General features: G+C 72.4%; 19 protein-coding genes and 1 tRNA gene. 11 read left to right on the top strand and 9 right to left on the bottom strand.

All coding sequences use genetic code 11. The annotated features are described in order from the left end of the window. Positions 1 to 344 precede the first annotated feature (344 nt). The gene (locus AC07BF_RS30005) at positions 345 to 3,167 is read left to right on the top strand and encodes an ATP-binding SpoIIE family protein phosphatase (RefSeq protein WP_478334166.1); all 2,823 of its coding nucleotides are present in this window, start codon (positions 345 to 347) and stop codon (positions 3,165 to 3,167) included. Between the two features lie 37 nt (positions 3,168 to 3,204). Here the strand turns inward: AC07BF_RS30005 and AC07BF_RS30000 are convergent, their stop codons facing one another. Both AC07BF_RS30000 and AC07BF_RS29995 read right to left on the bottom strand, forming a co-directional pair. Next, positions 3,205 to 4,002: a hypothetical protein gene (locus AC07BF_RS30000; protein WP_363587992.1), complete on the bottom strand. Its 798-nt coding sequence runs from the start codon at positions 4,000 to 4,002 to the stop codon at positions 3,205 to 3,207. A gap of 172 nt (positions 4,003 to 4,174) precedes the next feature. Beyond that, a complete protein-coding gene (locus AC07BF_RS29995; protein WP_400327283.1) occupies positions 4,175 to 6,004 on the bottom strand; it encodes a phosphatidylglycerol lysyltransferase domain-containing protein in 1,830 nt (609 codons plus the stop codon). A gap of 321 nt (positions 6,005 to 6,325) precedes the next feature. Between AC07BF_RS29995 and AC07BF_RS29990 the strand changes: the two genes are divergently transcribed. Together AC07BF_RS29990 and AC07BF_RS29985 are read left to right on the top strand one after the other, a co-directional pair. Continuing rightward, positions 6,326 to 6,997, top strand: coding sequence for a response regulator transcription factor (locus AC07BF_RS29990; protein WP_363588016.1), 672 nt, complete (start codon positions 6,326 to 6,328; stop codon positions 6,995 to 6,997). Beyond that, positions 6,994 to 8,142: a sensor histidine kinase gene (locus AC07BF_RS29985; protein WP_363587990.1), complete on the top strand. Its 1,149-nt coding sequence runs from the start codon at positions 6,994 to 6,996 to the stop codon at positions 8,140 to 8,142. The genes AC07BF_RS29990 and AC07BF_RS29985 overlap by 4 nt, the downstream gene beginning before the upstream one ends. Before the next feature lie 51 nt (positions 8,143 to 8,193). On the opposite strand, the gene AC07BF_RS29980 is transcribed toward AC07BF_RS29985, so the two are convergent. After that, positions 8,194 to 8,277: transfer RNA gene (locus AC07BF_RS29980), tRNA-Leu, on the bottom strand. Between the two features lie 418 nt (positions 8,278 to 8,695). On the opposite strand from AC07BF_RS29980, the gene AC07BF_RS29975 reads away from it, so the two are divergent. The 6 genes from AC07BF_RS29975 (at position 8,696) to pknB (ending at position 17,187) form a co-directional block, all read left to right on the top strand. After that, a complete protein-coding gene (locus AC07BF_RS29975; protein ID WP_363587988.1) occupies positions 8,696 to 9,553 on the top strand; it encodes a DUF3662 and FHA domain-containing protein in 858 nt (285 codons plus the stop codon). Positions 9,554 to 9,599: 46 nt separating this feature from the next. Beyond that, positions 9,600 to 10,139, top strand: a complete 540-nt coding sequence (locus AC07BF_RS29970) for an FHA domain-containing protein FhaB/FipA (RefSeq protein ID WP_363587986.1) — start codon at positions 9,600 to 9,602, stop codon at positions 10,137 to 10,139. 53 nt (positions 10,140 to 10,192) lie between these two features. Beyond that, positions 10,193 to 11,797 carry a PP2C family protein-serine/threonine phosphatase gene (locus AC07BF_RS29965; protein ID WP_363619390.1) on the top strand — a complete coding sequence of 535 codons (1,605 nt, stop codon included), beginning with the start codon at positions 10,193 to 10,195 and terminating at the stop codon, positions 11,795 to 11,797. 160 nt (positions 11,798 to 11,957) lie between these two features. Then, on the top strand, positions 11,958 to 13,334 hold the full coding sequence (locus tag AC07BF_RS29960) for an FtsW/RodA/SpoVE family cell cycle protein (protein ID WP_363588014.1): 1,377 nt from the start codon (positions 11,958 to 11,960) through the stop codon (positions 13,332 to 13,334). Next, positions 13,331 to 14,788, top strand: coding sequence for a peptidoglycan D,D-transpeptidase FtsI family protein (locus AC07BF_RS29955; protein WP_363587982.1), 1,458 nt, complete (start codon positions 13,331 to 13,333; stop codon positions 14,786 to 14,788). The genes AC07BF_RS29960 and AC07BF_RS29955 overlap by 4 nt, the downstream gene beginning before the upstream one ends. 260 nt (positions 14,789 to 15,048) lie before the next feature. Beyond that, entirely contained in the window at positions 15,049 to 17,187 is a 2,139-nt protein-coding gene (gene pknB, locus AC07BF_RS29950; RefSeq protein ID WP_363587980.1) for a Stk1 family PASTA domain-containing Ser/Thr kinase, read from the top strand. Positions 17,188 to 17,419: 232 nt separating this feature from the next. Here the strand turns inward: pknB and AC07BF_RS29945 are convergent, their stop codons facing one another. The 5 genes from AC07BF_RS29945 to AC07BF_RS29925 form a co-directional block, all read right to left on the bottom strand. After that, positions 17,420 to 18,223: a class E sortase gene (locus AC07BF_RS29945; protein ID WP_363587978.1), complete on the bottom strand. Its 804-nt coding sequence runs from the start codon at positions 18,221 to 18,223 to the stop codon at positions 17,420 to 17,422. Between the two features lie 37 nt (positions 18,224 to 18,260). Further along, positions 18,261 to 19,397: a class E sortase gene (locus AC07BF_RS29940; RefSeq protein WP_400804316.1), complete on the bottom strand. Its 1,137-nt coding sequence runs from the start codon at positions 19,395 to 19,397 to the stop codon at positions 18,261 to 18,263. A 5-nt stretch (positions 19,398 to 19,402) separates the two neighbouring features. Beyond that, complete coding sequence (locus tag AC07BF_RS29935; protein ID WP_063348449.1) at positions 19,403 to 20,074, bottom strand: aminodeoxychorismate/anthranilate synthase component II; 672 nt, start codon at positions 20,072 to 20,074, stop codon at positions 19,403 to 19,405. Between the two features lie 63 nt (positions 20,075 to 20,137). Continuing rightward, positions 20,138 to 20,317, bottom strand: coding sequence for a hypothetical protein (locus tag AC07BF_RS29930; RefSeq protein WP_363587974.1), 180 nt, complete (start codon positions 20,315 to 20,317; stop codon positions 20,138 to 20,140). Between the two features lie 69 nt (positions 20,318 to 20,386). Then, a complete protein-coding gene (locus AC07BF_RS29925) occupies positions 20,387 to 21,145 on the bottom strand; it encodes a DUF881 domain-containing protein (protein WP_363628084.1) in 759 nt (252 codons plus the stop codon). Between the two features lie 175 nt (positions 21,146 to 21,320). Between AC07BF_RS29925 and crgA the strand changes: the two genes are divergently transcribed. Then, complete coding sequence (gene crgA, locus AC07BF_RS29920; protein ID WP_350876761.1) at positions 21,321 to 21,569, top strand: cell division protein CrgA; 249 nt, start codon at positions 21,321 to 21,323, stop codon at positions 21,567 to 21,569. A 334-nt stretch (positions 21,570 to 21,903) separates the two neighbouring features. Here the strand turns inward: crgA and AC07BF_RS29915 are convergent, their stop codons facing one another. After that, entirely contained in the window at positions 21,904 to 22,749 is an 846-nt protein-coding gene (locus AC07BF_RS29915) for a rhomboid family intramembrane serine protease (RefSeq protein ID WP_363587972.1), read from the bottom strand. A 193-nt stretch (positions 22,750 to 22,942) separates the two neighbouring features. Here AC07BF_RS29915 and AC07BF_RS29910 point away from each other — a divergent pair, with 193 nt between their 5' ends. Next, positions 22,943 to 23,758, top strand: a complete 816-nt coding sequence (locus AC07BF_RS29910; protein WP_478334165.1) for a DUF5324 family protein — start codon at positions 22,943 to 22,945, stop codon at positions 23,756 to 23,758. Positions 23,759 to 23,925 lie beyond the last annotated feature (167 nt).

The following is a 23,925-nucleotide window of genomic DNA, read 5'->3' as shown; positions in this document are numbered from 1 at the left end:
TCTCGTCCGGCCGGCTGCGTCCATGCGGAGCCGCCCCGCGGGGTGGCCCGGCCTGCCACCCTACCCTCGCGCGCGAAGGCCCGGTCCGGGTGAACGGGGAGTGCGAACCGGCGCGCGCCGCACGGCACGCAACCGATCCTGAGGAATCTCCCCGTTTCGCTATCACGCCCGGGCCGGTCCGTGCTTCGCTAGGGCGTGTCTGATGATTCGCGTCGGATCAGCACGCGGCGTCGGGCGCCCGGCGGACTCGTTCAGACACGCCCTCAAGCCCGGCACGATCCACAAGACACGCCCCGGGTTTCCGCACAGCGTGCCTTCCTCCGGAGAGACGGCCGCCTCCAGGCGTGGCGGCCAGGCGGGAGCAGACCGAATCCATGGTGGCCGAGTCCAACTCCACACCGCGTCCGGCGGGCGCCGAGGCCGTACCGGGTGACCACCCGACCGGCGTGGCCGCCCTGGTCCGGCTCGCCCTCGTCCTGGTCGACCGGACCGGACGGATCGCCCAGTGGAGCCGGGCCGCCGAGGAACTGTTCGGGCACCGCGCCGAAGTCGCCCACGACCGGCCGGCCAGCGGACTGCTGCCCGCCGTGGAACCGCTCGCCGCCCCCGGCCAGGCCGCCGGGTCCGTCGTGCGCCGCCGCTGCGACGCCCTGGACACCCTGGCCGCGCTGACCGCCGACGGGCGCCCCTGGGCCGGCCAGCTGGCCGTCATCGACCGCGAGGAGCACCTGCGCGACGTGCTCTGGTGGGCCTGGCCGCTGCCCGACCCGTTCGGCGGCCTGCTCGCCCTCGCCGCCGACGCCCGGCCGCTGCGCACCGCCGGCCCCCGGCTCGCACTCGGCGAGCGGCTGCTGCCGTTCGCCGCCGCCCCGCCCGCCCGGGGCGGCTTCCACCGGCTGGGCGCGGCCCTGACCCCGCCCGGCCGGCTGCGCGCCGGTCTGCTGTCGGCCGACCGGCTGGCCGGGCTGCTGCCGGCCGGTTCGGCCGACCGCCGGGCGCTGCTGCTCGACGTGCTGGACCAGGCCGGTCTGCCCGCTCTGCGGCTGGACCCGGCCACCGTGCTGCCGGTCCTGCCCGCCGACCCGCAGGCCGCCGCCGCGCACGCCGCCGCCGGACTCGGCCGCCGCTACCCGACCGCCCAGCAGCGCGCCGCCCGGGTCGGCCCGCCGCCGCAGCCCGAGCAGTCCGCGCCCCCGGCCCGGACGGTCCGGGGGCGGCCGACCGGCCCGCTGCCGGCCCAGCGCGAGACCGCCGAGCGGTCCGCGGCCGCCCAGCCGTCCGGCGCCGCCGGCGCCCCGGCGGGCGTCCCACCGACCACCCCGGCCCCGACCACCCCCTCCCCGACCGCCCCGTCCCCGACCGGAGGAGGAGCCGCCATCGAGTCGGCCGCCGCCGAACCGTCCGCCCACGGCCGTCCACCCCGCCGCGCCAACCGGGCCCCTTCCGCCCCCGCCGGCGCCGAGGGCGCCCAGTCCGGGCGGCTGAGCCCGTTCCTGACCAACGGGCAGGCCGGCGAGCAGCTGGCGCTGCTGAACGAGGTCGGCGGCAAGGTCGGCACCACCCTGGACCTCGGCTTCACCGCGCACGAGCTCTGCCAGGTGCTGGTCCCCCGGGTCGCCGACTTCGCCTGCGTGGACCTGGTGGACGGGCTGATCTCCGAATCCGAACTGCCGGCCGCCCGCCCGGACGACGACACCATGCTCCGCCGGGTCGCCCTGGTCTACAACGAGACCGGCGGCGCCTGGGACCACGTGCTGTCCGAGGGCTCGCTGGTCAGCATGCCGCGCCGCACCCCGCCGGGGATGGCCCTGCAGCTGAACCAGCCGGTCCTGGTCCCGGTGATCAGCGCGGACGTCGCGGTCGACTACGCGATCGCGCTCGGCGGGGCCCGGCTGGCCCCGGTGGTCTCCGGCCGCTCGATGCTGGTGGTGCCGCTGTCCGCCCGGGGCACCGTGCTGGGCATCCTCAAGCTGCTCCGGCTGCCGGACCGCGCCCCCTTCGACGAGAGCGACGCCGCCACGCTCAAGGAGCTGGCCGTCCGCGCCGCGCTCTCCCTGGACAACGCCCGGCTGCACCGCGCCGAGGCCAGGGTGGCCACCACCCTCCAGCGCTCGATGATCCCGACCCGCCCGCCGCAGATCCCCGGCGTCCAGATCGCCCACCGCTACCTGCCGGGCGACCCGAAGGCCGAGGTCGGCGGCGACTGGTTCGACGCGATCCAGCTGCCCGGCAGCCGGGTCGCCCTGGTGGTCGGCGACGTGATGGGCCACGGCCTGCACTCGGCGGCCGCGATGGGCCGCTTCCGGACGGCCATGCAGACCCTCGCCGCGCTCGACCTGCCGCCCGGCCAACTGCTGCGGCACCTGGACAACCTGGCCCACAAGCTCGGCGACGACCACCTCGCCACCTGCCTGTACGCGGTCTACGACCCGATCAACCGGACCTGCGAGCTGGCCAGCGCCGGCCACGTCCCGCCGGTGCTGGTGCACCCGGACGGCTCCGGCGAGCTGCTGGAGATCCCGGCCGGCGCGCCGATCGGGGTCGGCGGGGTGCCGTTCGTCGCCAAGACCATCGACGTCTCGGACGGCTCGATGCTGGTGCTGTGCACCGACGGCCTGGTCGAGGTCCGGGGCGGCGACATAGGAGCGGGCCTGGCAGCGCTCTGCGGCAATCTGATCGACCCACTGCAGAGCCCCGAGCAGGCCTGCGACGTGGTGCTCAAGCGGCTGCACTCGGACGACCGGAAGGACGACGTCGCCCTGCTGGTGGCCCGCTTCGACGGGGTCGCCCCGTCCGAGGTGGCCACCTGGGACCTCAGGGTGGACCACCGCGAGGTGCGCCGGGCCCGCTCGCTGGTCCGCGAGCAGCTGGCCGGCTGGCACCTGGAGGCGCTCAGCGACATCACCGAGCTGCTGGTCAGCGAGCTGGTCACGAACGCCGTCCGGGTGGCCCGGGACCGCGTCCAGCTCCAGCTGATCCGGGTGGACAAGCTGCTGGTGGAGGTCAGCGACGACAACCACAACCTGCCGTCGCTGGAACCGGCCGAACAGTTGGGCGAGACCGGCCGCGGTCTCACCCTGGTGACCAAGCTCGCCGAACGCTGGGGCACCGCCCGCAAGGCGGTCGGCAAGGTGGTCTGGTTCGAACTCCCCCTGCCGCACGCCTGACGGCCGGCTGCCCGACGGCCGTCAGACGGTGTGTGGATCAGGGGACGAGCGCGCCCGCCGGGCGCCGCCGGGCCTCCACCGCGACCTCCCGCGACGCGGCCGCGGCCACCGAGGTGGCGGCCCCGACCCCGGCCAGCACCCGCGGCCAGAAGTCCCCGAACACCTCGACCGAGACGGCGAGCAGCAGCGCGGTGGTCACCGCGACCACGTGCTCCAGCCCGGCGAGGTTCGGCAGCACGACCGCCTCGCCGACCATCATGACCACCACCAGGCCGGCGGTGAACCAGGCCCGGCAGCGGAACGCGATGCAGATCGCCAGCGCCACCACCGCGGCCGACGGCCCGGTGTCCCGCACGTAGGCGACCCACTTCGGGAAGCCGAACAGGTGGCCCGGGCCGAGCGCCACGCCGATCCGGGCGAACAGCGTGCCCGCCAGGGTGCAGGTGTAGGCCACCACCAGGGTCATCCGCCGGCCGAGCACGATCTCGGCGACGCCGAAGACCACGAACACCTGGGCCAGCGCGCCCCAGACCGGCAGGTCCAGCGCCGGCACGTACAGCGAGAGCGGGGTCCGCAGCAGCGAGACGTCCAGCGGCAGCGCCGCCTTCACCACCCCGATGCGGTTGACGAAGTGCTCACCGCCCGGCAGGTGCTGGGTGATGCTGAACAGGAGGATCAGAAACGTCGCCGCCGTGGCCATCGGAACGGCGGCGAACTTCTTGCGCACCACCGCGTCCCGCACCGTCGCGTACAACGTCCCCCACTCGGCGACAGCGGCCGATCTGGCCAGTGCCAGCGACCCCTCCCGCACGCCCCCCGCGTGGGTCCTGTCCATCACAACCGTTACTCCCGAATCCCCGAACTTTCTGAGCTACTCCCACATTAGAAGCCTCTTAACAAATCCACATCGGCATAGATGCGGATCAGGGTCATCCTCTGGGGGGAGGGATATCCCTGACGTCACCCCCTATCCGACCGCCCGGTCCCCTCCGCCCCCCGGCGGAGGGCTACCCCTTCCCGTCCCGCGCCGCGACCGGGAGCCGGGGCGCCACCACGGCGGCCCCGGAGTGCCGGCGGCGGAACAGGGCGGGCAGGCTCGGCGCGACGATGAAGCCCTCGGCCCGCGCGCTGGCGATGCCGATCCGCGGGATCTCGCTGCTCTTCTCGAACAGCAGGTAGCGGGGCTCCCAGATCGGCCGGTACTTGGCGTTCGCGCGGTACAGCGACTCGATCTGCCACCAGCGCGAGAAGAAGCCCAGGACGGAACGCCACAACCGCAGCACCGGGCCGGCCCCGAGCCGCGAACCGCGCTCGAAGACCGAGCGGAACATCGCGAAGTTCAGCGACACCCGCTTCAGCCCGACCTCCTCGGCACGCTGCAGCAGCTCGATGACCATGAACTCCATCAGGCCGTTCTCGGTGTCCCGGGCCCGGCGCATCAGGTCCAGCGAGAGCCCGTCCGGGCCCCACGGGACGAAGCTCAGCAGTGCCTTGAGCTCGCCGTCGCCGTCGTGGCACTCCAGCATCACGCAGCGGCCGTCGCCCGGGTCGCCGAGCCGGCCGAGCGCCATCGAGAAGCCGCGCTCGGTCGCCCCGTCGCGCCACTGGTCGGCCTTGGCCACCAGTTCGGCCATCTCGCACTCGGGGATGTCCTCGTGCCGGCGGATCCGCACCGTGTACCCGGCCCGCTTGACCCGGTTGTACGCCTGGCGGACCACCCGCATCGCCCGGCCGTCCAGCGAGAACTCGTCCAGCTCGACGATCGCCTCGTCGCCCAGCTCCAGCGCGTCCAGCCCGTGCCGGGCGTAGATCACGCCGGCCTCCTCGGAGGCGCCCATCACGGCCGGCGCCCAGGCGTGCTCGCGGGCCTCGGCCAGCCAGGAGTCGATCGCGCCCGGCCAGGCCTCCGGGTCGCCGATCGGGTCGCCCGAGGCCAGCGAGACCCCGCCGATCACCCGGTAGGTCACCGCCGCCTTGCCGCTGGGGGAGAAGATCACCGCCTTGTCCCGGCGCAGCGCGAAGTAGCCGAGCGAGTCCCGCTCGCCCTGCTTGTCCAGCAGCGAGCGCAGCTTCGCCTCGTCCTCGGGGTTCAGCAGCTCCTTGCCGCGCGGGCTGCGGAAGGCCACGTAGAGCACCAGCAGGAAGAGCACCGCGCCCATCGCGTTGATCGCCGCGTTGACCCAGGTCGGCGAGGAGATCACCGAGCGCAGGTGCTCCGAGGGGTTGATCGTGATCATCCGGCCGACGGAGTAGCGGAAGAGGTCCCAGAAGCCCGCGCCGCCGAGCCCGTTGGTCGCCCAGACCAGCAGCGCGCCGACGACCCCGCCGAACAGCAGCCCGCCGACGAAGGTGGCCGCCGCGGTCTTCGGGTTGGAGCGGTCGCCCTTGGACGTGAAGTCCTTCCGCCCGATGACCAGCGCCAGGACGAACAGGCAGGTCAGCACGGTGGAGATGTAGTTGAGCGGGTGGTCCTTGAACCGCTCGCCGGGCATCACCATGGCCAGCAGGTACAGCACCGCGAACATGCTGGCCAGGGCCGCGTTGAAGATCCAGGCGGCCCGCTTGCGCCGCCGCATCGCGATGGCCAGGAAGACCGCCAGCACCGCGCTGGCCAGACCCGAGGTCATCAGGTACGGGGTGAAGTACTCACCCTCGTTGTGCTCGTTGACCTGGTTCCCCCACGGCACCAGCAGCACCGTCGCCACGTTCAGCAGCGCCAGCAGCCGGAGGTACCACACGGAGACGGCGGCGGCCCGCGGGCGCCAGCGGTCGAGCACGCCGACGGGCCGGGGCCCGGTGGACGTGGCGGAAGGCTCCGACTTCACAGTGGACGACACAGCTCAATTCCAAACGATCAGATGGTGGGGCGCATCCGCACACGGCCCGGCGACGGGTGCCCGCAGGGGGCCCGACGGACTGACCGGCGGCCCTCACCTCGACCGGGCGCCCACTGAATGGAGCAGGCCGACAAAGGGCAGCCAACTCCATGGTTCCCCACCCGGCCTGAGAATTGCGTGAACCGGGTAGCGGATTCCGACCCCCGCCATGTGGCGGGGGTGAGGACCGCCATCCGTTCGGCGCCCCACCCCGGCTACCCCTACCCTCGAAACGACCCGCGCGGACCGCCCGACCCCGGCCGCCAGAACCGAGGAGGCACCATCACCGACACCCGCGTGCTGATCGTGGACGACGAGATCCTGGTCCGCTCCGGCCTGGGCCTCATCGTCGGCTCCGCCCCCGACCTGGACGTCGTCGGCGACTGCTCCGGCGGCCAGGCCGAGGAGCACGTCCAGCGCCTGCGCCCGCACGTGGTGCTCCTCGACATCCGGATGCCGGACCTCGACGGCATCTCGGTGCTGCGCCGGCTGCGCGCCCTGCCGGACCCGCCCGCCGTGGCGATGCTCACCACCTTCGACAGCGACGAGTACATCGGCACCGCGCTGCGGGCCGGCGCGGCCGGCTTCCTGCTCAAGGACACCGCCCCCGAGCAGCTGGTCCACGCCGTCCGGGTGCTCGCGGCCGGCGGCAACATCCTGTCCCCGACCGTGACCCGCACCGTGATCGGCGGCTACGTGGACGGCGGCGGCCCGGACGCCGAGGCCACCTCGCTCGCCCGCACCCTCACCGGCCGGGAGCTCGACGTGCTGGCCCTGCTCGGCGAGGGACTGTCCAACGCCGAGATCGCCGACCGGCTCTTCCTCGGCACCGGCACCGTCAAGGACCACATCAGCGCGATCCTCGGCAAGCTCGGCGCGGCCAACCGGGTCCAGGCGGCGGTGCTCGCCCACCGGGCCGGGCTGGTCCGGCCGAAACCCGGCGACGGGGCATGACGGCCACCGAACAGCTGCCGTCCAGACGGCTCCCGGGCTGGTGCACCGCCCCCTGGCTGATGCTGCTGCTGCCCGCCCTCTACTCCCTCCTGGACGCCGCCCTGGTGGCCCGGAACTCCCCGTGGTGGCAGATCGCGCTCTCCACGCTGGCCGCCGTCGCCCTGCTCTGGCGCCGCCGCTTCCCGGTGGCGGCGCTGCTGCTCACCATGCCCGGCAGCTACGTCGACGACATCTGGCTGGCCCCGATCACCGCCGTCTACACGGTGGCCGCCGAGCGCCCCCGCCCGCGGATCGTCATCCCCTGCGCGACCCTGTTCACGCTGGTCGAGTTCTTCCACTGGCCGCTGTCCGAACAGACCCTCGAACTCAGCCGGGACACCGCGCTCTACGCCATCCAGTCGGTGATGCTGGCCGCCGGCCCGGCCGCCACCGGGCTGCTCGCCCGCACCCGGCGGGAGCTGGCCGCCCGGCTCGACGAGCTGACCCGCGGCCAGGAGCGGGAGAGCCGGCTGCTCGCCGAACGGGTGCTGATCAGCGAGCGCGGCCGGCTCGCCCGGGAGATGCACGACGTGGTCTCGCACCAGGTCAGCCTGATCAGCATCCAGGCCGGCGCGCTCCAGGTGAGCACCGGCGACCCGGCCGCCGCGGCCACCGCCCGCACCATCCGCGAACTGGCCGTCCGTACCCTCGACGAGCTGCGCCAGATGGTCGGGGTGCTGCGCAGCACCGCGAGCCCGCGCCCGGACGCCCCGCTCGCCCCGCAGCCCCGGCTGGCCGACCTGCCCCGGCTGATCGCGGAGAGCGGGCTGGCCGCCGACACCGAACTGAACCCCGGTGACCGCCCGTGGCCGGAGGCGGTCGAGCGGGCCGCCTACCGCACCGTCCAGGAGGCGCTCACCAACATCACCAAGTACGCCCCGGAGGCGGCGGTGCACGTGAAGGTCCGGGCGAAGGGGCGCCGACTGCGGGTCGAGGTGCGCAACGACGCGCCCCCGGTCCACCCGGACGAGATCCTGCCGGGCGGCGGCCACGGCCTGGTCGGCCTGCGCGAGCGCGCGCAGTTGCTGGGCGGCTCGCTCAGCGCCGGCCCCACCCAGGACGGCGGCTTCGAGGTCCGCGCCGAGCTGCCCGCCACCCGTTCCTGACCGGGACAACGAGAAAACCCCGCAGATCCGTAGATCTGCGGGGCTTCGCTGTGCGCGAGGGGGGAGTTGAACCCCCACGCCCTTTCGGGCACTGGAACCTGAATCCAGCGCGTCTGCCTATTCCGCCACCCGCGCATGGGTGTCGTCTTCGTTGCCGACCGATCTTCCGAACCGCTCGGTACCATGTGGTCTTCGCGTTCCCTTGGACCGGCCTCCCTGGTGGGCGGCCCTTCCGACGTGGAAAACAGTAGCACGACCCGGGGGGCCGCTCCGAATCCGTTCTCCGGCGGGACGAAGCGCATCCGAACGGATGCACGACGAACGGGCGAGCGAGTGACGGGAGCCCATCCGGGCGGGCACACCTGGCGTGCCGTACCCGGTATGCGTCACCCTGTGTGTCCGAGCCCACCCCCGGGCACCACGCTGTCCGGGAACCGTACGGAAGGGCCCGGCGTGGATACGATCAGTACGGAAGTACCGCAAGTAGGCACGACCGACTCCCGGCGGGATCCGGTCGGCAGGCAGGCGAACGAACCCTGGAAGGGGGTGTCCCATGGGAGTGCTGAAGAAGTTCGAACAGCGGCTTGAGGGTCTCGTCAACGGCACCTTCGCCAAGGTGTTCAAGTCCGAGGTCCAGCCCGTGGAGATCGCCGGTGCGCTGCAGCGCGAGTGCGACAACAACGCGAGCATCTGGAACCGCGACCGCACCGTCGTGCCGAACGACTTCATCGTCGAGCTGAGCCCGCACGACCACGAGCGGCTCAGCCCCTACTCCGGGCAGCTGGGCGCCGAGCTGGCCGGCATGGTCCGCGAGTACGCGGAGGCCCAGCGGTACAGCTTCATGGGCCCGCTCCAGGTGAACCTGGAGAAGGCCGACGACCTGGACACCGGCCTGTACCGGGTGCGCAGCCGCACCCTGGCGGCCGAGGAGCCCCAGCAGTACGCCCCGCAGCAGTCCGGCTACGACCGCCAGCCGGCCGCGCCGGCCCCCGGCGCACCGTGGCAGCAGACCGGCGCCGGCCAGTACGGCGCGCCCCCGCCGCCGGCCGCGCCCCCGGCGATGCCCCCGGGCCCGCCCGCGACGTCCGGCGGCAACGTCCGCGCCTTCCCCGGCGCCGGCCACGGCGCCTCGGTCCGCCGCTGGATCGAGGTGAACGGCGCCCGCCACCAGATCACCGGCGCGGCCTGCGTGCTCGGCCGCTCGACCGAGGCGGACGTGCGGATCGACGACCCCGGGGTCTCCCGCAAGCACGCCGAGATCCGCCCCGGCACCCCTTCGATGGTTCTCGACCTGGGATCCACCAACGGCATCGTGGTGGACGGACAGCACACCCAGCGCGCTACGCTCCGCGACGGCTCCCGCATCGTCGTGGGCTCCACCACCATCGTCTACCGACAGGTCGAAGGGTAGTGTCCGAGTTGTTCGCGCGCCTCGCTCACCGACAGGCGGGCCGGCCATGTCAGAACTGACCCTCACGGTCATGCGGCTGGGCTTCCTGGCCGTGCTGTGGCTGTTCGTCATCGTCGCGATCCAGGTGATCCGCAGCGACCTGTTCGGGACCAAGGTGAACCCCCGCTCCTCCCGTCGTGGCGCCAACGCCGCTCCGGGCGGCGCCGCCGCCGCTCCGGCCGCCGGGCGCGCCGCACAGGCCCCGGCCGCCGGAGCGGCGGGCCAGACCCAGGGCGGCGGCCGCCGTCGCGGCGCCCCGACCCAGCTCGTGGTGGTGCAGGGCTCGCTGGCCGGCACCACCGTGGCGCTCCAGGGCCAGACCATCACCCTGGGCCGCGCGCACGACTCCACCATCGTGCTGGACGACGACTACGCGTCCTCCCGGCATGCCAGGATCTATCCGGATCAGACTGGGCAGTGGACGGTCGAGGATCTAGGCTCCACCAACGGCACCTATCTGGACCGGCAGCGCCTGACCGCGCCCACCCCGCTCCAGCCGGGCATGCCGATCCGTATCGGCAGGACCGTCATCGAACTGCGGAAGTAGTAGCGCATGAGGGACAGCATCCCGTCCATGACCCAGAGGGGGGCACAGGTCGCATGACCCTGGTGCTGCGCTTCGCCGCCGGCTCCCACAAGGGACTGATCCGGGAGGGGAACGAGGACTCCGGCTACGCCGGGCCGCGGCTGCTGGCCGTGGCCGACGGCATGGGCGGCGCCGCGGCCGGCGAGGTCGCGTCCTCCGAGGTGCTCGGCTCGATCGTCCGACTGGACGAGGACGTGCCGGGCGCCGACCTGCTGACCCTGCTGGGCGACGCCGTCCAGGGCGCCAACGACCGGCTCCGGCAGATGGTCGAGGAGGACCCGCAGCTGGAGGGCATGGGCTGCACGCTGACCGCCATGCTCTGGACCGGCCAGCGGATGGGCATGGTGCACGTCGGCGACTCCCGCGCCTACCTGCTGCGCGACGGCTCGCTGGTGCAGATCACCCAGGACCACACCTGGGTGCAGCGCCTGGTCGACGAGGGCCGGATCACGCCGGAGGAGGCCGAGACCCACCCGCAGCGCTCGCTGCTGATGCGGGCGCTCGACGGCCGCGGCCAGGTCGAGCCCGACCTGTCGATCCGCGAGGTCCGCGCCGGCGACCGCTACCTGATCTGCTCCGACGGCCTCTCCGGCCCGGTCAGCCACCAGACCCTCCAGGACACCCTCGGCAGCTACTACTCGCCCGAGCAGACCGTGCAGGAGCTGATCCAGCTCGCGCTGCGCGGCGGCGGTCCGGACAACATCACCTGCATCGTGGCGGACGTCATCGACGTCGGTGCCACGGACACCACGAGCGGCCAGTACAACGACGTGCCGGTGGTGGTCGGCGCGGTCGCCGACACCCCGCCGTCCTCGGCCGCCGCGGACCGCTCGATCGCCGACACCCCGGCCGGCCGCGCCGCCGGCCTCGGCCGCGCCCCGCAGGGCGCCTTCGGCCCGGCCGAGGGCTACGACGCCGCCCAGGGCGGCTTCGGCCCCGCCGAGGGCTACGAGGGCGAGTACGGCTACGGCTCCGGCGAGCCCTCGGTGTACGGCGCCGAGGAGTTCGACGAGGAACCGCCCGCGAAGCGCAAGCGCAAGGGCCTCACCGTCTCGGTGGCCGTCCTGGTCACCCTCGGTCTGCTCGGTGGTGCCGGGTTCTTCGGCTACCAGTGGACCCAGGACCAGTACTACGTCGGCAAGCAGGGCGACCACGTCGCGGTCTACCAGGGCATCAACCAGAACCTGGCCGGCCTGAGCCTGTCCTCGGTGCACACCGCGTACAAGGACGTCGAGCTCAAGTACCTGCCGCAGGACCAGGCCGAGCACCTCAACAAGACCATCGCGGCCGACAGCCTGGGCGCCGCCACCGCGACCGTCCAGGAGCTCGACGGCTGGGTCAAGCTCTGCAAGAAGGTCGCCGACGCCCGGACCGTTCCGGCCACCCAGGCGGCGCAGGCCACCCACGCCGCGTTCCTGGCCGTCACGCCCACCCCGGGGGAGAAGACCCGCCCCCCGGCGGCTCCCACGTCCCCGACCCCGGCGACCCCGACCCCGACCGCCCCGAGCACGTCCGCCCCGGCGCCGAACGCCGCCGCGCCGAACACCGGCCCGTCGGGCGACCTGTCCGGGCTGACCGAGGAGGAGCGCAGCCGGGCCGACTCCTGCCCGAAGCAGTGACCTCCGTGATCCGACATAGGCCCGCCCCGAGCGGGGCAGCCGGCCGTCAGGGAGCGGTCACCACGTGAGCACCTACGACCTGAGCGACGACACCGGCCGGGCCGGCAGGCGCCGGACGGCCACCGACCGCGCCGCCACCCGGCGCCGGGCCAACACCACCATCTCCCTCCAGGGCGCGCCGAACCGGCGCAACACCGAGCTAGCCCTGCTGGCCTTCGCCGTCGTGCTGCCGATCCTCGCGTACGCCAACGTGGGGCTCGCGATGGACTCCACGCTGCCGAGCGGCATGGTCGGCTACGGACTCGGCATGGGCGCGCTGGCGCTGGTCGCGCACCTGCTGGTGCGCCGCTTCGCACCGTACGCGGACCCGCTGATGCTGCCGATCGCCACCCTGCTGAACGGTCTCGGCGTGGTGATGATCTGGCGGCTCGACAAGGCCGGAAAGCTGCTGAGCGCCAACTTCCCGGCGGCCCGGAACCAGCTGATGTGGTCGGCCCTCGGGATCGGGCTGTTCATCGCCGTGATGGTGTTCCTGAAGGATCACCGGGTGCTCCAGCGCTACACCTACATCTCGATGGTGGCGGCGCTGGTCCTGCTCGCCGCGCCGGCCTTCTTCCCGGCCCGGGCGGAGGACTTCGGCGCCAAGATCTGGATCCGGATGGGCGGCTTCTCCATCCAGCCCGGCGAGTTCGCCAAGATCATCCTGACGGTGTTCTTCGCCGGCTACCTGATGGTCAAGCGCGACGCCCTCGCACTGGCCAGCCGCCGCTTCATGGGCCTGTACCTGCCACGCGGGCGCGACCTCGGCCCGATCATCGTGATCTGGCTGCTCAGCCTGCTGATCCTGGTCTTCGAGAACGACCTCGGCACGTCCTTCCTGTTCTTCGGCCTGTTCGTGGTGATGCTCTACGTCGCCACCGAGCGGACCAGCTGGATCCTGTTCGGCCTGCTGATGTCGATCGGCGGCGCGGTCGCGGTCGCCATGACCACCAGCCACGTCAAGGTCCGCATCGACGCCTGGCTCGACCCGATGGCCGCCTTCGGAGCACACCCGCCGAAGGGCGCCACCGAGCAGATCGGCCAGTCGCTGATGGCGCTCGGCTCCGGCGGGGTGACCGGCTCGGGCCTCGGCCAGGGCCGCTCCTGGCTGATCAACTTCGCCGCGAAGAGCGACTTCATCCTGGGCTCGTTCGGCGAGGAGCTCGGGCTGACCGGCCTGATGGCGATCTTCCTGCTGTACGCCCTGCTGGTGCAGCGCGGCCTGCGCACCGCCCTCGCGGCCCGCGACCCGTTCGGCAAGCTGTTCGCCGTCGGGCTCTCGTCGGCGATGGCGCTGCAGGTCTTCGTCGTGGCCGGCGGGGTCACCGGGCTGATCCCGCTCACCGGTATGACCATGCCGTTCCTCGCCCAGGGCGGGTCGTCCGTGGTCGCCAACTGGGCGCTGGTCGCGATCCTGCTGAAGATCAGCGACAGCGCCCGCCGACCCGGGGTCGAAGCGACCCCGGCCACCGAGGGCCAGGGAGGACCCGCTCGATGAACAAGCCGATCCGCCGGGTCTCGATCTTCTGCCTCGTCCTGATCCTGGCCCTGATGGTGCGCACCAACTGGGTGCAGGGTGTCCAGGCCGATGCCTGGGCCACCAACAAGAACAACAAGCGCCAGCAGTACGACCGGTACGCGCACCCGCGCGGCAACATCATCGTCGGCGGCCAGCCGGTCACGAAGTCCGACTTCGTCAACGGCCTGCGCTACAAGTACAAGCGCTCCTGGGTCGACGGCCCGATGTACGCCCCGGTCACCGGCTACTCCTCCCAGGTCTTCGGCTCCAGCCAGCTGGAGAACCTGGAGGACGGCATCCTCTCCGGCACCGACGACCGGCTGTTCTTCCGCAACACCCTGGACATGCTGACCGGCGAGCAGCAGCGCGGCGGCGACGTCGTCACCACGATCAACGCGAAGGCCCAGAAGGCCGCCTGGGACGGCCTGGGGGACAAGAAGGGCGCCGCCGTCGCGATCGACCCGAAGACCGGCGCGATCCTGGCGCTGGTCTCCACCCCGTCCTACGACCCGGGCACCATCGCCGGCAGCGAGAGCGGCGACTCCAAGGCCTGGACGGACCTCAACGCCGACCCCAACAAGCCGATGCTCAACCGGGCGCTGAAGGAGACCTATCCGCCCGGCTCCACGTTCAAGCTGGTGACCGCGACCGCCGCGTTCGAGAACGGCCTGTACCAGAACATCGACGACCAGACCGCGACGCCGGACCCGTACACCCTGCCGGGCACCCAGACGGTGCTGAACAACGAGTCGCCGCTCGAGAAGTGCGGGAACGCCACGGTCAAGTCGGGGATGGACCAGTCCTGCAACACGGTCTACGCCAAGATGGGCGCGGACCTCGGCAAGGACAAGATGCGGGCGCAGGCCGAGAAGTTCGGCTTCAACAGCACCATCGACACCCCGGTCCGTTCCGAGAAGAGCATCTTCCCGAACAGCGCGAGCCTGGACGGCACCGCGCAGGACTCGATCGGCCAGCACGACACCCGCGCCACCCCGCTGCAGATGGCCATGGTGTCCGCCGCGATCGCCAACAACGGCAGCCTGATGCAGCCGTACCTGGTCGACCAGGAGCGCTCGGCCTCGCTGACCACCATCTCCAAGCACACCGAGAAGCAGTTCTCCCAGGCGATGAGCCCGGCCACCGCGCAGAAGATGCAGGACCTGATGGTCTCGGTGGTGGAGAACGGCACCGGCAAGAACGCCAAGATCCCCGGCCTCCAGGTCGGCGGCAAGACCGGTACCGCGCAGCACGGCGAGGACAACGCCGGGCTGCCGTTCGCCTGGTTCACCTCCTGGGCCAAGACCACCGACGGCCAGTCCGTCGCGGTCGCGGTCGTGGTCGAGGACGGCTCCAACAATCGCGACGGCATCAGCGGCGGCCGGCTGGCCGCCCCGATCGCCAAGGCGGTGATGCAGGCCGTCCTCGGCAAGTGAGGAGGAGGCCCGGCCGTGAGTGGAAAGTCACGATCGACACCCCGTCCGGTATACCGGTCTGATATCGGCCGACGGCCGACTCCGGTCCGATGCGGTGCGACCGGTAGCGTATCCGCCAGCAGCGGGTGTGCCCGTTGCCGCCCGCGAGACGGCGCACGGCCCGGCCGGAGAACCGGTCGAGACCCGCTCGGCGTCACCCAGAGCGTGCGGGGACACCTACGTCACAACCTCGCCGGCAGGTGAGGGAGAGGGTCGGAACTATGGAAGAGCCTCGTCGCCTAGGCGGCAGGTACGAGCTCGGCGGCGTCCTCGGACGCGGCGGCATGGCCGAGGTGTACCTCGCCCATGACACCCGGCTCGGCCGTTCCGTCGCAGTGAAGACGCTCCGGGCCGACATGGCCCGGGATCCGTCGTTCCAGGCCCGCTTCCGCCGCGAGGCGCAGTCCGCGGCGTCCCTGAACCACCCCGCGATCGTCGCCGTGTACGACACCGGCGAGGACTACATCGACAACATCTCCATCCCGTACATCGTGATGGAGTACGTCGAGGGGTCCACCCTGCGCGAGCTGCTGCACTCCGGCCGACGGCTGCTGCCCGAGCGCGCGCTGGAGATGACCATCGGCATCCTGCAAGCGCTGGAGTACTCGCACCGCGCCGGCATCGTGCACCGCGACATCAAGCCGGCCAACGTGATGCTGACCCGGCAGGGCAACGTCAAGGTCATGGACTTCGGCATCGCCCGCGCGATGGGCGACGCCGGGATGACCATGACCCAGACCTCGGCCGTCATCGGCACCGCCCAGTACCTCTCCCCCGAGCAGGCCAAGGGCGAGCAGGTCGACGCCCGCTCCGACCTCTACTCCACTGGCTGCCTGCTCTACGAACTGCTGACCGTCCGCCCACCGTTCGTCGGCGACTCCCCGGTCGCGGTGGCCTACCAGCACGTCCGGGAGGAGGCGCAGCCGCCGTCCGTCTTCGATCCCGAGGTCCGCCCCGAGATCGACGCGATCGTGCTGAAGGCGCTCGCCAAGGAGCGCGACTACCGCTACCAGAGCGCCGACGAGATGCGCGACGACATCGAGCGCTTCCTCGACGGCCTGCCGGTGGCCGCCGCCCAGCAGGCCGCCGCGTACGGCATGGGCGCCGGGTACGGCTACGACCAGAACGGCTACCCGCAGCAGCACGACCCGTACGGCCAGACCAACGTGCTGCCGCAGCAGCCCGGCGGCGGCCCGACCACCGTCCTGCCGCAGGCCGGCGCGCAGCCCGGCTACGGCCCGCAGGGCGGCTACCAGGACGACGGCTACGGCCAGGCCTACGCCGACGGCCCGGCGGGCGGCGGCCACGACGACGGCTACGGCCGGGACGGCGGCCGGCGCGGCGAGCAGCCGCCGAAGAAGAGCAACACCTCCTGGATCGTGCTGGCGGTCGCCGCCGTGCTGGTCCTGGTCGGCACCTTCTTCGTGGCCCAGGCCATGTTCAACGGCAACGGCGGCGGCACCACGGAGACCCCGAAGGTCGCCGTGCCGAACCTGGTCGGCAAGAGCCTGGCGGACGCCAAGACGGCCGCGGCCGCGGCCGGTCCCAAGCTCGTGGTGGCCGAGGGCGACAAGCTCGCCTGCCCGGACGCCAACATCAAGAAGGACCAGGTCTGCACCCAGAACCCGGCCGTCGGCGGCCAGGTCGCGGAGAACAGCACCATCACGGTGCAGCTCTCCTCCGGCCCGGCCAAGGCCCCCCTGCCGAACGTGGTCGGCAAGACCAAGGACCAGGCGACCAAGGCGCTCGGCGACGCCGGCTTCACCAACGTCACCACCGAGTACAAGGACGACGACACCGCTCCGCAGGAGAACGTCACCGCCCAGGACCCGGCGGCGGGCACCGCCGGCGACCCGACCGCGCCGGTCAAGCTGACCGTCTCGCAGGGCAAGTCGAAGGTGACCGTGCCGAACGTGGGCGGCGCGCAGAAGGAGGTGGCGCAGGCCCAGCTGGAGGGCCTGGGCTTCCAGGTCGACGCCTCGAAGACGGTGCAGACCACCGACCAGAGCAAGGCGAACACCGTCGCCGCGCAGTCGGTCCAGGCCAACACCAAGGTTCCGGCCAACACGAAGATCACGCTGACGATCTTCAAGATGCAGGACAAGCCCCAGGTCCCGCCGCTGCAGAACGTCAAGCTGTCGGACGCCATCTCGCAGCTGAGCAAGGTCGGGCTGCTCTACACGGTGGTGTCCGGTCCGTCGGACCCGAACGCCATCGTGGTGAGCACCAACCCGGCCGCCGGCACCCAGCTGGACCCGAACACCCAGGTGATGCTCATCACGAAGCCGGCCGATCCGCCCAAAGGGGGTGACCCCCTCTCCCCCTCACCCTCCAACACCAAAGGGGGGAACAACAACTAAGCCCTGGTTCCCCTGGATCTGAGGCTTGGTGGGAGTTGTCCGGCCGTACGCCCGAGGGCCCGTCGCAGCGGTTGCGACGGGCCCTCGGGCGTTCTCGGTACCGGGCGTTCTCGATGCCGGGCGTTCTCGGTACCGGGCGTTCTCGGTACCGGGCGTTCTCGGTGCCGGGCTACCGCAACCGGACCGCGGGTTCCAGGCCGCAGCAGCCGGACCTCAGCAGCGGCCGGCGGGCTCAGGGCTGACGCAGCTCCGGCGGCGGGGTGCGCTTGGCGTCCACGTCGTCCACCCGCACCAGGCTCCCCCAGACCGCCATCCGGTAGCGCGAGGTGTACACCGGCGTGCAGGTGGTCAGCGTGATGTACCGGCCGGGGCCGGTGTAGCCGGAGCCGACCGGGACGGGCGCGACGATGCCGGTGTCGTACTTGGACGTCTCCGGCAGGGTGCTGTCGACCCGGTAGACGTACCACTTGTCCTTGGTCTCGACGACGACCGCGGCGCCCTTGTGCACCGCGTCCAGGTCGTGGAACTTGGCGCCGTGGCCGTCCCGGTGGGCGGCCAGCGCGAAGTTGCCGGCCTGGTCCCAGGGCATCGCGGCGCGGTAGGGCTGCTCGTACACCCCCGCCACGCCCTCGGCCAGGGTGTCGCTGTCGGTGCCCATCCGGATCAGCACCTGGTAGTCCCGGCCCATCGCCGGGACGTGCAGGAAGCCGACCGCGTCCCCGGCCGCGAACGGCGCGGCGGGGGCGGACGTCCCGCCGGGGGCCGCCGAGGGGGTACCGGTCGGGCTCGCGGCCCAGGTGTCGCGCAGCCGGTCGGAGGCCGCGGCCGCCGAGCGGTCGGCCTCGACGTTGGTCCACCACAGCGAGTAGGCCACGAACAGGCCGAGCACCAGTCCCAGGGTGATCAGCAGCTCGCCGAAGACGCCGAGCGCGGCCAGCGCCCGACTGCGACCGCGCCGGGCGGGCGCGGGGCCGGCCTCGGGCGGCGGGAAGGCCTCCTCCCGCGGCTCGGCCGACTGCGCGGTCTCGTCCGTCATCTCCGGTGCTCCCCCTTCGTGCCGGGTGCCCGGGCGGTCACCCGCCCGTGATCGCGGCCGGCTTGCCTTGGCTGCGCGGCCGTTCCTCGGTCATCTTGCCAAAGACGATGAGGCGGAACTTGGAGGTGAACTCCGGGGTGCAGGTGGTCAGCGTGATGTACCGGCCGGCGCCCGCGTAACCGGCGCCGTTGGGGACGGGCTTGATCACGCTCACGTTGTTGGGAGAGGTCTCCGGGATGCTGCTGGTGACCTCGTACGTGTAGTACGAGGTGGCGGTCTCCACCACGATCTTGTCGCCCTTGCCGAGCTGGTTGATGTACCGGAACGGCTCGCCGTGGGTGTTGCGGTGCGCGGCCAGCGCGAAGTTGCCCGCCTTGTCGGCCGGCATCCCGGTGCCGGTGTAGTGGCCGACCAGGCCCTTGTCGAGCACCGCCGGCTTGGAGGTGCCCTCGGCGATCGGGAACTTCAGCCCCAGCTTGGGCAGGTAGATGATGGCGAAGCCCTTGCCGGGCTCGAACGACTCCGGCTTGGCCGGGTCCGGAGCCGGCTGCCCGGGCTTCGGCGGCGCCAGGGCGGCGTCGAACTGCTGCTCCAGCCGGTTGCGGGCGCCGTCGGCGGCCGCGTCGGCCTGCACGTTGGTCCACCAGAGCTGGTACGAGACGAAGAGCAGCATCACCACGCCGAGCGTGATGCACAGCTCCCCGACGAGCCGCGCGGCCACCACGACCGCGGACTCCTTGGGCCGCGCCTTCGCCCCGGCGCCCCGGCCGCTCGCCCGGCGCCGACCGACGCCCGCGCGCACGGAGGTCCGGCCCTGGGCGGCCCTGCGGCGCTCGGCCCGGCCACCGGTGGGCGGGGCCGGTTCCACGGCCGGCCCGCCGATGTCGAGGGGCAGGCGCAGCTGGAGCGTCTGGTCGGGCAGCCACGGGTACTCGGGGCCGGACGCGGCGGGCTGCTCGGCCTGCTCGTACACGCCCCAGGCGTCCTCGGCGGCGCCCTGTCCGGGCTGCGCCGGGTACGGCTGCGGGTACGCCGCCGCGTCACCGTGGTGCTGTCCGTCGCCGTACCGGCCGTCCCCGTACGGACCGCCGCCGTACTGCGCGCCGCCGTACGGCTGTCCGTCGCCCGGGCCCGCCTCCGGCTGGTAACGCCCCTCCGGACGCAGCGCGGTCACGCCGCTCAGCCCCGGCCGATCACCGGGGCGAGCCCGGCCGACCGGTCCACGGCCTGCGGGTAGCCGCACTCCGCCAGCCAGTTGGCGAGCATCCGGTGCCCGCCCTCGGTGAGCACCGACTCGGGGTGGAACTGCACGCCCTCGACGGGCAGTTCGCGGTGCCGCAGGCCCATGATCACGCCGCTGTCGGTGCGCGCGGTGACCACCAGTTCGTCCGGCACGGTGGCCGGTTCGACCGCCAGCGAGTGGTACCGGGTGGCGGTCAGCGGCGAGGGCAGTCCCTCGAACACCCCGCCGTCCTCGTGCTCGACCGGCGAGGTCTTGCCGTGCAGCAGTTCCGGTGCCCGGTCGACCACCGCGCCGTACGCGACCGCGATCGACTGCAGGCCCAGGCAGACGCCGAACACCGGCAGCCCGATCCCCGCGCAGTGGTGCACCATCCCGATGCAGACCCCGGCCTCCTCCGGCGCCCCGGGCCCGGGGGAGAGCAGCACCCCGTCGAAACCCTGGTCGTCCTCGCCGCCGGACCGGCGGACGGCGTGCTCGACGGTCACCTCGTCGTTGCGCACCACCTCGCAGGTGGCACCGAGCTGGTACAGGTACTGGACCAGGTTGAAGACGAAGCTGTCGTAGTTGTCCACGACCAGGATGCGGGGCGCGGTCGGCTGGGTGGTCATTCTCGCGTGGTCTCCGTGGGATGCGGGGCGGGGTCGGCAGGGTGGAGGAGCAGGGCCGCCGGTTCAGCCGGCCGCGGCACCTTCGCCGCCGTCCACTGTGACGTCACCGAAGGGGAGCAACGGTTCCGCCCACGGGAAGACGTAGGTGAAGAGGAGATAGACGATCCCCACGATGAGGAGCAGCGAGATGACGGCGCGGACCAGGGTGTTTCCCGGGAGGTGGCGCCAGATCCAGCCGTACATGGTGCTCCCTCGACGTAGCGGACTGGGGTCAAGAGTAGACCCGGGATCAACGACCGCGGGGCCGGTCCGCTACTGCTGCCCGCCCGCCGACCGCAGCTCGGTGGTGCCGGAGTATCCGGGGAGGGTCAGATCACCGCTCTCCTGGACCTTCCAGCCGAGTCCGTACGCCTGGACGTACTGGAGGTAGTTGCGGATCGTCGGGTCGCCGTCGACGGCGGCCTTCAGCGCATCGGTGCGGCCGACCGCCCGGACCACGTACGGCGGCGAGTAGACCCGGCCCTGGAGCAGCAGGGTGTTGCCGACGCAGCGGACGGCGCTGGTGGAGATCAGCCGCTGGTCCATCACCTGCACGCCCTCGGCGCCGCCCCGCCACAGCGCGTTGACCACGGCCTGGATGTCCTGCTGGTGGATGACCAGGTCGTTGACGCCGGGCTCGGGGACGCCCGGGATGCGGGCGGTGGCGTTCGGCGGGGCGTCGTTGAGGGTGACGGTCAGGCCGCCGCCCTGCAGCGGCTCCAGGGCCGCGCCGAGCCGCAGGCCGTCCAGCCGGGCGGCGTCGGCGGGGTTGCCGCCCTGCTGCCCGGTGAGTTCCTGCGCGCGGGCCTGGAGGTCGGCCAGCTGGGCCTGGGCCTGCTGGTTCTGCGAGCTGCGCTGGCGTATCACGTCGCCGAGGCTCAGCAGCGAGTTGTCCGTCCGCAGGTCGGTGCCGCGGGCGGTCTGCGCGCTGATGTAGAAGAGCAGTCCGGCGAGCGCGAAGACCGCACAGGTCAGGGCACGCCCGACAATTCGGGTGCCGGAGCGGCGGGTAGTGGTCGGCCGAGGGGGAATCGACAAATTAGGCACCGTACCCTTATCTCCTTAAGACCCACCGAGCCACTACGCTAACGGACGCCGGTGGCGCGTGCGGGAACGGTCCCGTGCGTTCCGCACCGCCCGTCACCGGCCGACCGACCCCCGCTGCACCTCTGCGCGGTCTCACAGCGCATCGACAGGAGAGCTCCTCGTGCCGAAGTCTCGACTCCGCAAGAAGTCCGACTACACCCCGCCGACCACGGCCGCGGTGAAGATCAGTTCGGGCCGCAGTTGGGTCGCACCGCTGATGCTGGCACTGTTCCTGATCGGCCTGGTCTGGATCGTCACCTATTACGTGACCAGCGGCAGCTACCCGGTCGAGAGCTGGCGGAACTGGAACATCCTGGTCGGTTTCGGCTTCATCGCCGCGGGGTTCGGCGTCTCCACCCAGTGGAAGTGACCTCCCGCTCCTCCTGAGGCTCCGGTCGAGCCACCTCCGCCGCTTCGGACCGCTGGTGCCGGGCGGCGGTCAGGCGTGCCCGGACACGGGCGGGAAACCGGTCGGTTATCCCCATCATCAGACTGTCCTGCTTATCCACATGGTTATCCACACTGGGGAAAAGTCTCCCCAGCCTGTGGATAACTTTTCGGCCGCGGGCTTTCCACAGCTGTGCACAACTTCCCGAAAGTGGGAAAACCGCACAGCAGGACACGCGTAGAACAGCAGTCCACACCCCGGGCGGCACACAGCCTGTGCACAACCCCGCACCCACTGTGGACAAACGCCCTCGGCGTCACGCGCCGTAGCGGGCCATCCCGATCATCAGCATCGCCGCCACCACGGCCAGCGACCCCGCCAACGCCAGCCCCTGGACCAGGCCGCGGCGCTCGCGCGGGGCGTACATCAGACCGGCCGCCGTCAGCGCGCCCACCACCAGGCCGCCGATGTGCGCCCGCCAGTCGATGTTCGTCCGCGAGAAGGTGACGACCAGGTTGAAGACCAGGAACGCCATCACCGGGCCGAGCGGGCCCCGGTTCCGCAGCTGCATCACCACCGTGGCGCCGATCAGCCCGAAGATCGCGCCCGAGGCCCCCACCGACCGCAGCGCGTTGCCGTCGATCAGGAAGGCCAGGGTGCTGCCTCCCAGGCCGGAGAGCAGGTAGAGGGCCAGGAAGCGCAGCCGGCCGAGTGCCGTCTCCAGTGCGGGACCGAGCCAGTACAGGACCACCATGTTCATCCCGATGTGCCACCACTGCAGGTGCAGGAACACCGAGGTCAGCAGCCGGTACCACTGGGAGGGCCCGGCGGCGACACCGTCCGGACCGCCCAGGATGGCCCGCCCGGCGCTGTACAGCTCCCAGACCTGGCCCAGCCGCGGCGTGAGCACGTAGGCGGCCAGCACGAAGACGACCACGTTGATGCCGATCAGCACCCTGGTGACCAGCCCGCCGTCCTGGGCGATCGCCCCGCCGAACCGGGTGGTCGCCCGCCGCGTCCCGGCATGCCCGCCGCCGACGCACTCCGGGCACTGGAAGCCCACCGAGGCGGTCACCATGCACTGCGGGCAGATCGCCCGCTCGCAGCGGGTGCAGGAGACGCCGGTGGCCGTCTGCGGATGCCGGTAGCAGCCGGTCAGCATGAGGTTCTTCCCCTCCCGTACGGGACGCCGAAATCGCCAGCCTACTGCGGCGGATCCGACATCGGGCCCGCTCCCCGGCTCCTTCCGCACCCCGCGTACGGCCCACTCCGACATGCCGGTGGACAAATCAGCATGCATGATCAGCATTCAGGTGGATATGTGCATAAAGGACGCCACCCAGGAGGAGAGACTCGTGACCTTTTCGGACTCGGCTCGTGAGACGGCCACCAAGACCCGGGACACCGCCGCGCACCTCGCGGACGGCGCCAAGCAGCGCCTCGGCCCGGCCCTGGACACCTTCGGGCCGAAAGCCGCCCAGGCCGCCCAGAGCCTCCGCGTCCAGTACGACCGGCACATCGCCCCGCAGTTCGGTCACGCCTTCGCCAGTCTGCCGCCCGAAGCCCAGCAGAACGCCCTGAAGGCCTTCCACCGCGCCCAGGAGGCCGCTCTGGCGGCCCGGCTCTCCGCCGCCCGCGCCGCCGACCAGGCCCGCTCCACGGTCGGCCCCAGGGTCGCCCAGGCCGTCGAGGAGGCCCGCGCCGCCGTCACCCCGGTCGCCCAGGAGGCCCAGACCCGGAGCGCCGCCGCGCTGACCGCGCTGCACGGCAACGTCACCTCGGCCGAGATCAGCCACCTCGCCGCCCGCAACGCCCGGAGGAAGCGGTGCAACAGCCTGGCCACCGGCCTCGCCGTGGCCGGTGCGCTGGCGATCGGCGGCGGGATCGTGGCCTGGCAGTGGTGGCGCCGGCACAGCAACCCGGAGTGGCTGGTCGAACCCCCGACCGACCGGGCCGAGCAACCCGCCGGGGCGCACGCCGCCGGCGCGACGACCCCCGGGTCGGTCGACGCGGCCGGCGCCCCGCAGAGCGCCCCGGCCGCTCCCGGCGGGCCCCGGGCCGGGGACGCGGCCACCGAGCCCGCTCCGCCGCCCGGCCGGCCCGACAACGACGGCGACGGCGACGGCGACGGCGGCCACCCCAGGCCGCACGACCCGCGCGGGCCGCACTGACCCGTCGCCCGGCCCTCAGGGCGTGTCGGACACGCCCTGAGGACGCGGAAACGCCGATCGGCCGCTGACCCGGATGCTGGTCCCCCTCCCCTCCGCGTGCCCACCCCGACTCACCTTTTGCGACCCAGGAGCCCCGCCTCCCCCACCTTCCCTCCCAAGAACAAGCC

This window comes from Kitasatospora sp. NPDC043950, from assembly GCF_056435345.1.
The sequence above is the reverse complement of the archived record's forward strand: the minus strand, read 5'-3'. Positions and strand labels throughout refer to the sequence as shown.